Here is a 13326-nt window from a genome sequence, read left to right as displayed (position 1 = left end):
AGAAGGGTTTGGGGTGAGGGAAGTTCTTATGCTTTCACCGGTCTCTGTATCATTTGATCCAACGCCGAACCCGCAGGAACCATCGGGTAAACAGCGTCTTCGCGTTCCACTTTGAATTCCAGGACGACGGGTCCCTTCGTCTTGCGCGCCCATTCAATGGCTTCATTGACTTCTTCTCGCCGGGTCACCCGCCTCGCCGGGACACCGTGCGCATCCGCAAGTTTCACAAAATCAGGCGTCAACATATCGACGGCCGAATAACGCTTCTCGAAAAAGAATTCCTGCCACTGGCGCACCATCCCGAGGAAGTTGTTATTCATGATTGCCACTTTTATGTTCGCGCCTTCCTGCACCGCCGTGGTTAATTCAGCGGCGGTCATTTGGAAGCCGCCATCGCCAGCGATCGCCCAAATTTCCTGATCCTTGGCGGCGAACCATGCGCCAATGGCAGAAGGCAGCCCAAAACCCATCGTCCCGGCGCCGCCAGAGGAAAGCCAACGGTTCGGTTTTTCCAATTGATAGTATTGCGCGGCCCACATTTGGTGCTGGCCCACGTCCGTGGTCACGATCGCCCCGCCTCCGGTCGCCTTCCAGATATCCGAAATGAGGTGAGCCACGTACAACTTCCCGTCATCGTCCCAGTTCATGATACTGCGCGCATCAGCCTCGGCTTTCCAGCCGTTGATTTCCTTCTTCCATTCATCATGGTCGTATTCATCCAGCATCGGGATAAGGTCGGTCAGGACGGTTTTCAGATCCCCAACAAGCGGCACATCCACATGCACATTCTTGTGAACTTCAGACGGATCGATCTCGATATGGATTTTCTTCGCGCGGGGCGCATAGGTCTTCAACGTGCCAGTGACGCGGTCATCAAAGCGCATCCCGAACGCCAGAAGCAGGTCGGCATTTTGGATCGCCAGGTTGGTATGGACCTCGCCATGCATCCCCATCATTCCCAGGCTTAATTCATGCGATGCAGGAAATGCGCCCAATCCAAGCAGGGTGCTCGCAACTGGTGTTTGGGTCTTGACAGCGAATTGCATCAATTCATTTTCCGCATTCGACATCAAAACGCCGTGCCCGCAAAGGATGACCGGTTTATGAGCCCTCTCGATCAGCTTTACGGCTTCCTCCAACGAAACCTTCGGCGCATGGTCGACGGGTTGGTAACCGGGAAGTTTAACTTCATCTGGATAAACAAACTCGCAGGATTCGATCTGTGCATTCTTGCAAATATCGATCAACACGGGTCCGGGTCTTCCGCTGCGTGCAATGTAAAATGCCTCGCGGATCGTTTCCGCAATTTCATCTGCGCGGGTCACTAGATAATTATGTTTTGTTATCGGTAGCGTGATACCCGTCACATCCGTTTCCTGAAAAGCATCCCCGCCGATGAGATGCGCCGCCACCTGACCTGTGATAAATACCACTGGAACCGAGTCCATCATTGCGGTTGCGATGCCCGTCACCAAATTCGTCGCGCCGGGACCCGATGTCGCCATTGCCACACCAACCTTGCCCGAAGCGCGAGCATATCCATCCGCCATGTGGGCGCCACCCTGCTCATGCCGCACCAACACATGATGCACCGGATAGCTCAACATCGCATCATAGATCGGCATGTTCGCCCCACCCGGGTATCCGAACACCACCTCCACACCTTCGCGTGTGAGACATTCCCAAACGATTTCTGCACCTGTCTTTTTCATTCTTCTCCTTATGTAGGCCACGCTTGAAGCGTGACCTACGATTGCAACACCGCACCCGTATCTGCGCTCGTCACAAAATGCGAATAACGCTTCAACCATTTGGATGTGATTTTGGATTCAAACTTCGGCAGCGCTTCGAGCCGACTCTGAATCTCCGCCTCGCTTAACCTGACATTGAGCGTGCGAGCCACCAAATCGATTTGGACCAAGTCCCCAGCCTTCAACGCCGCAATTGGACCCCCAGCCGCCGCCTCTGGTGAGACGTGCCCAATGCATGCGCCGCGCGTCCCGCCGCTGAATCGTCCATCCGTGATGAGCGCCACCTTATCGCCGAGTCCCTGCCCCATGATCGCAGACGTGGGTGAAAGCATCTCCTGCATCCCCGGCCCGCCCTTGGGACCTTCATAGCGGACAACGACACAATCGCCCGCCTTGACCTTTCCGGCCAGGATTCCCGCCATCGCCTCATCCTGCGATTCAAAAATAACCGCCGGACCCTCGAACTTCATCATCGCCTCGCTCACGCCGCCGACCTTCACCACCGCCCCATTCGGTGCGAGATTGCCAAACAAAATGGACAACCCTCCGCGTTTGGAATGGGCGTTGTCATATCGACGAATAACTTCTTCATCCTTGATATCGCAGCCTTGAATCGATTCCCCCAGGGTTTTACCGGTCACAGTCAAACGATCAAAATGCAACATCCCCGTTCCCCATTGGATTTCGTTCAATATTGCCGGGATTCCCCCCGCGCGATGCACATCTTCCATGTGCCATTTGCCAGCCGGGCTCACCTTACAGATGTGCGGAACTTTATCAGCCACATCATTGATACGGGTCAGCGGATAGTCCACACCGGCTTCGTTGGCTAATGCCAATGTATGCAGCACCGTGTTAGACGAACCGCCCATCGCCATGTCCAACGCGAATGCGTCATCGATCGCTTCCGGCGTGACGATGTCACGCGGTTTGAGATCACGCTCGATCAAAGTCATGATCTGAACTGCCGCTTGTTTCGCCAACGCCTCACGTTCAGGAGTCTTTGCCAAAGCAGAACCATTGAAGGGTAAAGCCAATCCGATCACTTCCATGAGACAGTTCATCGAGTTGGCGGTAAACATCCCGGAGCAGGAGCCGCAGGAAGGACAGGCAAACTTCTCCAGAGTCAGGAGGCGTTTTTCGTCGATCTTGCCCGCTGAATAAGCGCCGACGCCCTCGAAGACAGAGATCAAGTCGATGGCTTCGCCTTCGGGAGTCATACCGGCTTTCATCGCGCCACCGGAGACGAAGATGGTCGGCACATTGACGCGCATGGCAGCAAGCAACATGCCCGGCACGATCTTGTCACAGTTCGGAATGCAGACCATCGCATCGAAACGATGCGCTTCGATCATGGTCTCCACGCAATCGGCGATCAACTCACGCGAAGGAAGCGAATACTTCATCCCCACGTGCCCCATCGCGATGCCGTCATCCACGCCGATGGTGTTGAACTCGAACGGCACCGCGCCAGCCGCGCGGACAGCATCCTTTACCAGTTTGCCGAACTCCTGCAAATGCACATGACCGGGCACAACATCGACATAGGAATTAACAATCGCAACGAACGGCTTGTAAAAATCCTCGTCCTGCAAACCCGTCGCACGCAGCAACGCACGATGCGGCGCTTTGTCGAACCCTTTCTTGACTGTATCTGATCGCATACGGCTCCTTTGACTCCCATCTCCTCTATGGAGAAGGGCTGGGTGTGAGGTCAAGATAACAAAAAACCGCCCATGGTTAGGGCGGCTCTCTGCGTTTACCTTGAGTGTTATTTCATCACTCTCACCGTTGCCATCCTAACCGAAAATTGTCCTTCAATAATAAGGACAATGGTAAGGACGACAATAAGGGAGAGGGTGAAGAATATGTTCATCTGGTTTTGGATATTTCGCCCGATTATAGGCAGAAACGGAATTCCGTCAAGGTGGCGGTTTCCGATTCGGTGAAGACGATGAAAATTACATTCGTGAACCAGCCACACAAGATTACGAGTATTAGATCTTTTGGGTTATAAGAATCGACAAGTTGTTTATCCCCAGAGGATACAGACCTTCGCGGATTTTCTCATGCGATCTTTCCAGCCCGACTCATTTGCGAGATATGCGGCTTTTTCCGCTAATAGCCATTTACTTATGCCGGAAGGGAACCATCATCAAGAATCCAAGCGCGATGATGCCCTGCCCGATCATCACACCCGCCGCCTGCCAGGGACCAAAATACGGGACTTGTGGAAAAGGATGCGAGCCCATCCCGACGATATCTGCAAGCCCGGCAAAAACGGAGAAAACGTACCCGGTCGCAACCAAACGCGAGCCGATGTCGGAGACGATCGTGCGCTCGATCCCCCACCACAAAGAGTGCAAGCCAAGATATCCGCCGAGACAAATGAACGCCAAGCCGAAAAGGAAGACGACGATTTGAACAAAACCAACCACGGGGCTGCGATCCCAGCCGAAGTATGCCGGTTTCGCGCCCACCATAAAAATGAAAAGACCAATGAAGATAATAACAAGGCTGAGTCGAATTCGCGGCGAAGTGATTTCGTCAGCGCGCGGCGTGGTGGGAACAGGCGAAGATGCGGGACGGTTTGACATGGAATATTATTGATTCAATGATTATGGCAGATCGCGTTTCAAGCGGGAAATCCAGTTTCCGCCGAGGATGTTCGCGACGTCGGCGTCGGAATAGCCGCGCGCCTTCAATAAGGATACCAGTTTTTGCAGGTCTGCAATTGTATCAATTTCCGGCGGGACAGACTGCAAACCGAAGCCGCCGTCGAAGTCGGAGCCGATGCCCGCGTGCAACGAATCGCCGGCAAGTTGGCAGACGTGATCGATGTGATTGACGACGGCATCGAGTGGGACTTCTTCGCGTCTGCTTCCCTTGTCGCGAAGCCAGCCAACCTTTAAGTAAGTATTGAATGGGACGATTCCAACAACTCCGTCCCGCTCGATAACGCCTTCGATGATTCTGTCGGTAAAATGCCGGTTCGTATTCGGGTTCTGCATCAATGCCGCGCAATTGGCATGTGTGCCAACGATGGGTCCTTCATATGTATCGAGCGCTTCTACGGCGGCACGTTCATCCATGTGGCTGAGGTCGAGGGCGAAATTAAAGTCCGCCATTGCTGAGAGAAGTTTGCGTCCGTCATCGGTCAGAGGACCGGACTCCTTCCAGCCGCCGCAATAACGCGTGCCAACCCAGGCGGGACCGATCAAGCGGACTCCGCGTTCATGCCACATTTCCAATTCAGAGAGGTCGCGAATCGCCTCGGCGCCTTCCATAAGGATGACCATGCCCACGGGATGAGTCTCTTCTGGTGTGGACGAGTTCCAATGGTCAAGATGCAGTTCCAGGTCCCGTTTCGAGGCGAGGATCCGGAACTTGTCCGGCATGGAATCCTGCATTCGATGATAGACATCGAGTTGATCAGAGTAAAGCTTGTGCGCTTCGTCGAAATTTTTATACACGATCTTGTCGCCTTCCTGCGTTCGGAAACGGATCGGCGCCGCAAAGAGGGTCGAAAAAATAACGGCAATCCGTCCCCGCTGGTATTCCTGCCAGCTGATCAAGGTATCGCCGTTATCCTTTACAGTAAAGCTGCCCGATTCTAGCGCGCGGGTTTCTGAAACGGAACGGGTGTAATCGCGCCCATATCTGAGCATGTTGTAGGCAATATCCGCATGCGCGTCGACCATCAAAGGCATGAGTTCCATGAAATCAAAAAGCGCACCTTTCGGTGCGCTCTGTTTACTCCTTGTTTTCGTCCTGACCGAAGTCTTTGGTGAGCATCTTGAAGTCTTTGTCGGCGTAGGCGGCTGAGTCGACTTTTCGGAGGCTCAAGCCGATGCGATGCTGGTCGGGGTCGATGCGGATGATGCGCAGGGTCTTGACATCGCCCTCATGCAAAACTTCCTTGGGGTGTTCGACACGGTTCTCGCTCAACTCGGAGATGTGGATGAGACCCTCGATATCGCCTTCGAGTCTGGCGAATGCTCCGAACTTCGTCAGCCGTGTGATCGCGCCCTCCACGAGTTGACCGACGCTGAACTTCGACATGCGGCTCTTCCAGGGATCCTCCTGCAAGGCGCGGATGGAAAGCCCAATGCGCTTCTTGTCGCGGTCGATGTTGATGACCTTGACGTTGACCTCCTGCCCCACTTCTAGCACTTCCTTCGGATGAGTGACATGGTCCCAGGAGATTTCTGAAAGATGGACGAGACCATCTGCGCCGTTGATGTTGACAAAAGCGCCGAAGTCTGCCAGGCTGGTGACCCGGCCTGAATAGGTCTGCCCTTCCTGGAGTTCGTTGATGACGCGTTCCTTTAACTCGGAACGGGATTCCGCGCTGGCGGCGCGTTCGGATAGGATCAATCGACGGCGTTCACGATCCACTTCCACGATTCGTACGGAAATGGGCTGGCCAACCATCTTCTGATAACGTTGTTCGGGTTTGTCGCCGGTGGATTGGGCGCGGCGCGCGGCGCTGATCTGGGATGAAGGAATGAAGCCGCGCAGGTTGCCGACCGCGGCAATGAGCCCGCCCTTGTTGAAACCGATGATCTTGGTATCCAGAACGGTCTCATCGGTGATCATTTTTTCCACGTTTTCCCAAGCGATCTGCTCGAAGGCGCGCTTCAGCGAAAGGACGACATTGCCGTTCGCGTCTTCGGGAACGATGACAAAAACATCCAATTCTTGACCGACCTTGAGGGCATCGCGCTCCTCCTGGGTCAACTGCTCCAGTTCCTTGCCCGCGACAACACCCTCGGACTTCGCCCCGATACTGATCAGGATTTGGTTCGGTGAAATACTTGCTATGGTCCCTTTGCGAATCTCGCCTGCCTTGGGAAGATCAATGCTCAACGATTCAGATGCTAACAGCGCCTCCATCGATTGATTGTTGTTCTGATCTCCCTGCGCATTTGATGTCCCGCTCAGGGTTTCTTTTTGGTCAGTCACTCGTGAACTCCGGCTAATCGAAATATGAGCGGGATTATACAAGTGAAACGACAAGTTGACAACCCTCATGCACGCAAACCGTTGCGAAATTGCGCTGCTTTGATAAACAAGCGTTATAATCACGGGCTGGAGTAAATAGATGCCTGCCATTTTCCCCTTTACTGCTATTGTCGGCCAGGAGCGCATGAGGCGCGCTCTCATTCTCAACGCCGTGGATACCCGCATCGGCGGCGTGTTGATCCGCGGTGAACGCGGCACAGCCAAATCCACCGCCGCGCGTTCGCTTGCTGCACTTCTTCCCCATGTAAAAGTGGTTCAGGATTGCCGCTTCGGCTGCGATCCCGATAAACCCGGAACCTGGTGCACGGAGTGCAAGGAACGCGCCGCTTCGAGCAAAAAACTTCCCTATTCTGAACGGTCCACCCCGTTTATTAACCTGCCCGTCTCCGCCACAGAAGACCGTGTGGTCGGCACTCTGGACATCGAAAAAGCCATTCAAAAAGGCGAGCGTCACTTCGAGCCGGGCGTGCTAGCCAACGCCAACCGCGGATTGCTCTACATTGACGAAGTGAACCTGCTCGACGATCACGTGGTGGACATCCTCTTGGATTCAGCCGCCATGGGAGTAAACACAGTGGAACGGGAAGGCATCTCCTTCGCGCATCCCGCCCGCTTCATCCTCGTCGGGACGATGAATCCTGAAGAAGGGGATCTTCGTCCCCAGTTGCTGGACCGCTTCGCGCTGTCCGTCGACATCGTGGGAATCCGCGATGCGCGCGAACGCATGACGATCATGGAACGCAACATCGCCTACGAACGTGACCCTGAAGCCTTCCGCAAGCAATGGCTCCCAAAGGAAGAGGAACTTTCCAAGCAGATCGCCAACGCACGTGAATTGGTGGACCAGGTTAAATACAGCACGCGCGACCTCCTTTCCATTGCGGCGCTGACCGCTTCTCTAAACGTGGATGGCCACCGCGCAGATATGGTCATCCTCAAAGCCGCGCGAGCCGAAGCCGCCCTGGAGGGCCGCACCAAGATCAACGACCACGACATCGCCCTCGCCGCCGAACTCGCCCTGCCGCACCGCATCAAGCGCACGCCCTTCCAGCAAGCTGAGATGACCACCGAACAATTGCAGGAACGCATCGAGCAGTTGGCGGGTCAATCCATGCCGAGCGATGAGGATGAACAATCCGAAAGCGGCAAGGAAGGCGAAAAAGAGGAAAAAAAAACTTAAAACTCGAGGATGAGCAGACCGAGGAGGGGGCGCAGGAAGGCAATCCCGAACCGATGGAAAATCGGGAGGTCTTTGCGAGCACGAGCGCGAACTGGTGGGAAGGCGGACAAAAAGTCAAAGCCGGAGACACCTTCCAACCGCGCAAATTGAACACTCCGCTCGATAAACTGACTCGCAAGCAGGCGGGACGGCGCTCGCTCACCAAGACCGAGCGCAAACACGGACGTTACATTAAATCCCGCCCCGCCGGGGATAAACTGAACGACATCGCCTTCGATGCCACTTTCCGCGCCGCGGCGCCATTCCAAAAACAACGCACAGAGGAACGCAAGAAACTCGCCTTTTCGATCAAGAAGAGCGACCTGCAGCGTAAGATCCGCGTCAAGCGTGTAGCGAATCTTGTCTTATTCCTCGTAGATGCGTCCTGGTCCATGGCAGTGGCGGAGCGCATGAACGCGACGAAGGGAGCGATCCTTTCGCTTCTCACGGACGCCTATCAACGCCGTGACCGCGTCGGCTTGATCGTCTTCCAAAAGGATCGCGCCACGCTGGTGCTCTCCCCCACCAACTCCGTTCACCTGGCTCAACGCGCCTTGATGGACATTCCCGTTGGCGGGAAAACCCCTCTCTCGGCAGGGTTATTCATGGCGCATGATGTTTTGATGCACGAGAAACACATCCATCCCGATGTGGAACCGCTTCTTATCATCCTGACCGATGGGGCTGGAAATGTTTCCCTGGGCACTTTACCGCCCCAGGAAGAGGGATTCAAATTTGCAGAATTGATCGCGAATGAGAAGATCCGCTCGGTTGTCATCAACATGGAGCACGCCGCATTCGACCAGGGTCTCGCCCAGCAACTGGCAGACCACCTCGAAGCGCCGTGCTACTCGCTCAGCGAATTGAAAGCGGAAGTGTTGTACAACGCTGTTGTGGATGAAATGTCCAAGCCGGCGAAGAAGTAGAAATAAAAAGACCTCCGAGGATTCAGAAACCTCGGAGGTCTTTATTTTAAGAATCAAACCCCAACCCCAGCGCATCCAGCGTTTTCAACCATAAATTTCTTCTCCCCTGATTCCGATCCGCCTGGTCAAGCGACCATCTCGTAAAGTTGATGATCGGTGAGCGGAAGGGTTCGGGCGGGAAGGGGAATGGTTTGGTCGTCACCATTTGTAATTCGGTGAGTTCTGTTTTCCCACCGCTTAGCAAATCCAGCATCACGCGCGCGCCAAAGCGGGATGCGCCGACTCCGAGACCAGTGTAGCCCATGGCGTAGGCAAGTTTTCCGCGATAGGCTTTTCCCCAAAAGACAGCATAACGCGAACAGGTGTCGATTACGCCGCCCCAGGCGTGCGTGAAACGGAGTCCTTCCAACTGGGGGAAGGTTTGGAAGAAATGCTCAGCCAAAAGTCCGAAAGAGGCGAGGCGGTTCTCAAGGTGCGGCGCGACTCCGTTATTCCGATAATAAACGGCGTCGTATCCGCCCCACAGGATGCGCCCATCGGATGTCATTTGCGAATAATGGAATTGATTGGCGTTATCGCTCAAGCCTTGGCGTCCGTACCACCCGATTGCATCGTGCTGCGCTTTCGAAAGCGGCTCGGTCATCAAGGCATAATCGTAGACAGGCACAACGTACAAAGAAAGATGTTTTAACAGCGGGGGGAAGGCATTCGTCGCCATTGCCACATGACGCGCCTTGACCTGACCATGCGGGGTCTTTAGGAGAATCGTTTCGCGCTTCTCTTCCAACTCCGTGACCGGAGTGCCCTCAAAAATGCGGACTCCCAGCCCGAGACATGCCTTCTTCAATCCCCATGCCAGCCGCGCCGGGTTGAGCATGGCATTGGACATGTCTATCGCGCCCGCAAGAAATGACGGTGAATTGATTCGCGCGCGCATTTCATTTTGGTCGAAGAAATGAACCGGGACACCGTATTGCTTCGCCTGCTCGACTTCTTCATGCAAATCGGCGATCTGATACTCCTCCACCGCCACGCCGATCTCACCCGAACGGATGAAATCGCAGTCGATATCGAATCTCTTGATCGTGGCTTCGATGCCATCCAGATTATCCCTGCCAAGTTGAATAAGTTTGGGAAGCTCTTTTTCCCAATGGCTCAAGCCGTTATCGAGAGTGTGCGTTAGCGATGCGGCGCAAAAACCGCCGTTGCGTCCGCTGGCGCCTATGGCGACCTCCACCGCTTCGAGAAGAACAACATCCCGGTTCGGGTCAGCCTGCTTGGCTTGTAAAGCTGTCCACAAACCGGTAAATCCCCCGCCGATAACGGCAAGGTCAGTTTCGATTTGTCTTGTAAGAGGTGGGGTTAATTCAGGTTTGGCGGGATCATCCAGCCAGTAGGGTAACAATTTCACATCCGCGATCGCCCGCAAGCTCTCGGGGCGCGGTGTGGTCGAGAAAAACATAAAATCTCCGTTTTCGCGGTTCACCCGTTTCAAAGGGTGAAGTCAGAGTTTAAAGATAGTTTAATGGGAATGGCTTGAAGGAGTCAAATGCCATTTCCATCTTGACTCATTTCATCTTTCGGGTAGAATACCGCCCAACATGCATCCGGTTTTTTTCTCCACGACCACGACCACTACCTCCGGCACACCCCGCGAGGCATTTGCACATAGTGTTGGTCAGAGATAACCGTAGGAACGGAATCAAAAACACACAACGCCTCGCGGAAACGCGGGGCGTTTTTATTTTACAAAGAATTCTGAAGTCTTAGGAGAGCACCATGCAAAAAACACTTGTAATGAAATTTGGGGGAACATCCGTCGGATCGGTGGATGCGCTGAGGAACGTCACACAGATCATCCGTGACTCTAAAAAGGATTGGGAACGGGTCGTCGTCGTAACATCCGCCGTCTCCGGGGTGACGAATCTGCTTTTGGATTCAGCCGCCTCCGCTTCGCAAGGGAAAATTGATTCGCTTACCCAAGCCGAATCCACGCTGAGAGAAAAACACTTCGCTGCTGCAAGCTTGCTCATCAAGGATGAAGCGATGCTCAAGACGGTCAAAGCCGAAATCAACGAATTGATTCGCTCACTCATAGATTTATGCAAAGCGATTGCCGTCCTCGGTGAAGCCAGCCCGCGGGCGTTGGACGCGGTCGCATCGCTGGGCGAACGGATGAGCGTGCGGTTGCTGGCGGCAATCTTAAGTGATGCGGGAATGGAATCTCGATCAATCGAATCGACCGAATTCATTGTCACGAACGCTCATTTCCAAAACGCGCACCCGGACTTTAGAATCACAACTGAAAGAACAAGGGCTGTTATGAATCCAATCCTGGAAAAGGGCATTATCCCCATCGTTACCGGTTTCATCGGCGCAACTCCGGAAGGCGTCGTTACCACGCTGGGCCGCGGAGGAAGCGATTATTCCGCCGCCATCATTGGCCGAGTCCTCCCTGCCGACGAGGTTTGGATCTGGACCGATGTGGACGGCGTAATGACAACGGACCCGCGCATTGTCAAAGAGGCGCTTACACTACCGGAGATCAGCTACGGCGAAATTGCCGAGTTGGCATTTTTCGGGGCAAAGGTCCTGCATCCCAAAACGATCCGCCCCGTCGTCGATGCCGGGATCGGACTACGCATCTGCAATACATTCAACCCATCCCATTCCGGCACGCGCCTCACCAGCAATGGAGATGGCAGGGTTAAGGCGCACAAACCGGAAAAGGTTGTCAAAGCCGTGACTGCGATTCGCAAACAACGCCTCGTCACCATCGAGGGACGCGGCATGCTGGGCGTTCCGGGCGTGGCGGCGCGCGCTTTTGGAACGGTGGCATCAACGGGCACAAGTGTGCCATTGATCACCCAGGCATCATCCGAGCAGTCGATCTGTTTTGCAGTGCCGTCGGAAGTTGCGCCGACGATCGTTTCAGCGCTTGAAAAATCGTTCGCCTATGAGATCGAGGACGAAGACATCGACCGCGTATGGGCGACCGATGATGTCTCCATTGTCACCGTCGTCGGCTCGGGGATGCGCCATACACCGGGAGTGGCGGGGAGGGTTTTCAGCCAGCTCGGATTGAACAACGTCAACGTGCTCGCCATCGCGCAGGGTTCTTCAGAGGTATCCATTTCCCTCGTCGTCGATTCGGCAGACACAGAAAGCGCGGTCAAGGCGTTGCACGAGCTTATTGTTGCAAGTTGAATGTCGAAGGTTGAAAGTCAAAACTAGAAACTTTCAGCCTTCAACCTGCAGCCCAATTCTAAATAACAGGAGATCCCGATGTCCCAATCTCAAATTCCCGTAGCCGTTCTCGGCGCGACAGGCTCGGTCGGCCAGCGCTTCGTCTCCCTGCTCGATAATCATCCCTGGTTCAAAGTCGTTGCCCTTGCCGCGTCGGATAAATCTGCCGGGCAGAAATATGCCTCAGCCACGCGCTGGGTATTGGATTCTCCCATGCCAGATTACGCCAAAAACATGGTCATCGTGCCTGCATCCACGGATGCAGTGCAGGCAAGGATCGTTTTTTCGGCATTGCATACCGAAGTTGCCAATGAACTCGAACCTGCATTTGCGAAAGCCGGTGCGGCCGTCTGTTCGAATGCATCTTCGTATCGTCGGGGTGAAGATGTGCCGTTGCTCCTGCCAGAGATCAACTCCGAGCATATTCAACTCGTCAAACAGCAGCGCAAGAACAAAGGTTGGAGCGGGTGTATCGTCACCAACCCGAATTGCACCAGCACGGGTCTGACGATTGCGCTCAAAGTCCTGGATAATCAATTCGGCGTGAAGAAGGTTTTTGCCACCTCGTTACAGGCATTATCAGGCGCGGGGTATCCGGGTGTGCCATCACTCGACATCATGGATAACATCATCCCCAATGTGGGCAACGGCGGCGAGGAAGAAAAAGTGGAATGGGAACCGCGCAAGATGCTCGGCAAGTTTAACAATGGCAGGATCGATCTTGCAGGCATGGTCTTCAGTGTTCACACCAATCGCGTGGCGGTCATTGACGGTCATACCGTCTGCGCCAGTGTGCAGTTGGGAAAATCTGCGGAGCCCGCAATGGCTATCCAAGCAATGCGCGACTACGCGGCACCTCCCTCTGCGAGGGATCTGCCTTCGTCGCCGCGGCCTGTTATCGAGGTCAGGGATGAAGCGGATCGACCGCAGCCAAGACTCGACCGCATGACAGGAAAAGGCATGACGACAGTGGTCGGCCGCGTGAGGCGCGATCCCATCTTCGATCTTAAATTCGTTGTCTTATCGCACAACACGATTCGCGGTGCGGCAGGCGCGTCCATTTATAACGCGGAGTTGTTGGTGAAAGAAAATCTGCTTTAATACATGTAATTAACCACGAGATCAAAATAAAACCCTGGCGTACGTGTATAAAGGGATA

Annotated in this window: 10 protein-coding genes; 4 read left to right on the top strand and 6 right to left on the bottom strand. The window is 54.5% G+C overall.

Translation table 11 applies throughout. The features are described 5' to 3' along the window. Positions 1 to 26: 26 nt before the first annotated feature. From ilvB to HS100_09160, 5 genes are all read right to left on the bottom strand, one after another. Positions 27 to 1712, bottom strand: a complete 1686-nt coding sequence (gene ilvB, locus HS100_09180; protein ID MBE7434080.1) for a biosynthetic-type acetolactate synthase large subunit — start codon at positions 1710 to 1712, stop codon at positions 27 to 29. Between the two features lie 35 nt (positions 1713 to 1747). After that, positions 1748 to 3415, bottom strand: coding sequence for a dihydroxy-acid dehydratase (gene ilvD, locus HS100_09175; GenBank protein MBE7434079.1), 1668 nt, complete (start codon positions 3413 to 3415; stop codon positions 1748 to 1750). A gap of 465 nt (positions 3416 to 3880) precedes the next feature. Beyond that, positions 3881 to 4348, bottom strand: coding sequence for a hypothetical protein (locus tag HS100_09170; GenBank protein ID MBE7434078.1), 468 nt, complete (start codon positions 4346 to 4348; stop codon positions 3881 to 3883). A 21-nt stretch (positions 4349 to 4369) separates the two neighbouring features. Further along, entirely contained in the window at positions 4370 to 5470 is a 1101-nt protein-coding gene (locus HS100_09165) for a membrane dipeptidase (GenBank protein MBE7434077.1), read from the bottom strand. Between the two features lie 34 nt (positions 5471 to 5504). Next, positions 5505 to 6785 carry a S1 RNA-binding domain-containing protein gene (locus HS100_09160; protein MBE7434076.1) on the bottom strand — a complete coding sequence of 427 codons (1281 nt, stop codon included), beginning with the start codon at positions 6783 to 6785 and terminating at the stop codon, positions 5505 to 5507. 70 nt (positions 6786 to 6855) lie between these two features. On the opposite strand from HS100_09160, the gene HS100_09155 reads away from it, so the two are divergent. Together HS100_09155 and HS100_09150 are read left to right on the top strand one after the other, a co-directional pair. Then, the gene (locus HS100_09155; GenBank protein ID MBE7434075.1) at positions 6856 to 7956 is read left to right on the top strand and encodes an ATP-binding protein; all 1101 of its coding nucleotides are present in this window, start codon (positions 6856 to 6858) and stop codon (positions 7954 to 7956) included. A 53-nt stretch (positions 7957 to 8009) separates the two neighbouring features. Next, positions 8010 to 8921: a VWA domain-containing protein gene (locus HS100_09150; GenBank protein MBE7434074.1), complete on the top strand. Its 912-nt coding sequence runs from the start codon at positions 8010 to 8012 to the stop codon at positions 8919 to 8921. A 46-nt stretch (positions 8922 to 8967) separates the two neighbouring features. Here the strand turns inward: HS100_09150 and HS100_09145 are convergent, their stop codons facing one another. Continuing rightward, positions 8968 to 10383 carry an FAD-dependent oxidoreductase gene (locus HS100_09145; GenBank protein ID MBE7434073.1) on the bottom strand — a complete coding sequence of 472 codons (1416 nt, stop codon included), beginning with the start codon at positions 10381 to 10383 and terminating at the stop codon, positions 8968 to 8970. Between the two features lie 317 nt (positions 10384 to 10700). Between HS100_09145 and HS100_09140 the strand changes: the two genes are divergently transcribed. Next, on the top strand, positions 10701 to 12128 hold the full coding sequence (locus HS100_09140) for an aspartate kinase (protein ID MBE7434072.1): 1428 nt from the start codon (positions 10701 to 10703) through the stop codon (positions 12126 to 12128). Between the two features lie 78 nt (positions 12129 to 12206). Beyond that, entirely contained in the window at positions 12207 to 13268 is a 1062-nt protein-coding gene (gene asd, locus HS100_09135; GenBank protein ID MBE7434071.1) for an aspartate-semialdehyde dehydrogenase, read from the top strand. The last annotated feature ends 58 nt before the right edge of the window (positions 13269 to 13326 follow it).

This window comes from Anaerolineales bacterium (assembly GCA_015075725.1).
GTDB lineage: Bacteria > Chloroflexota > Anaerolineae > Anaerolineales > Villigracilaceae > Villigracilis.
Note: the sequence above shows the minus strand (reverse complement) of the source record. Positions and strands in the feature narration are given on the sequence as shown.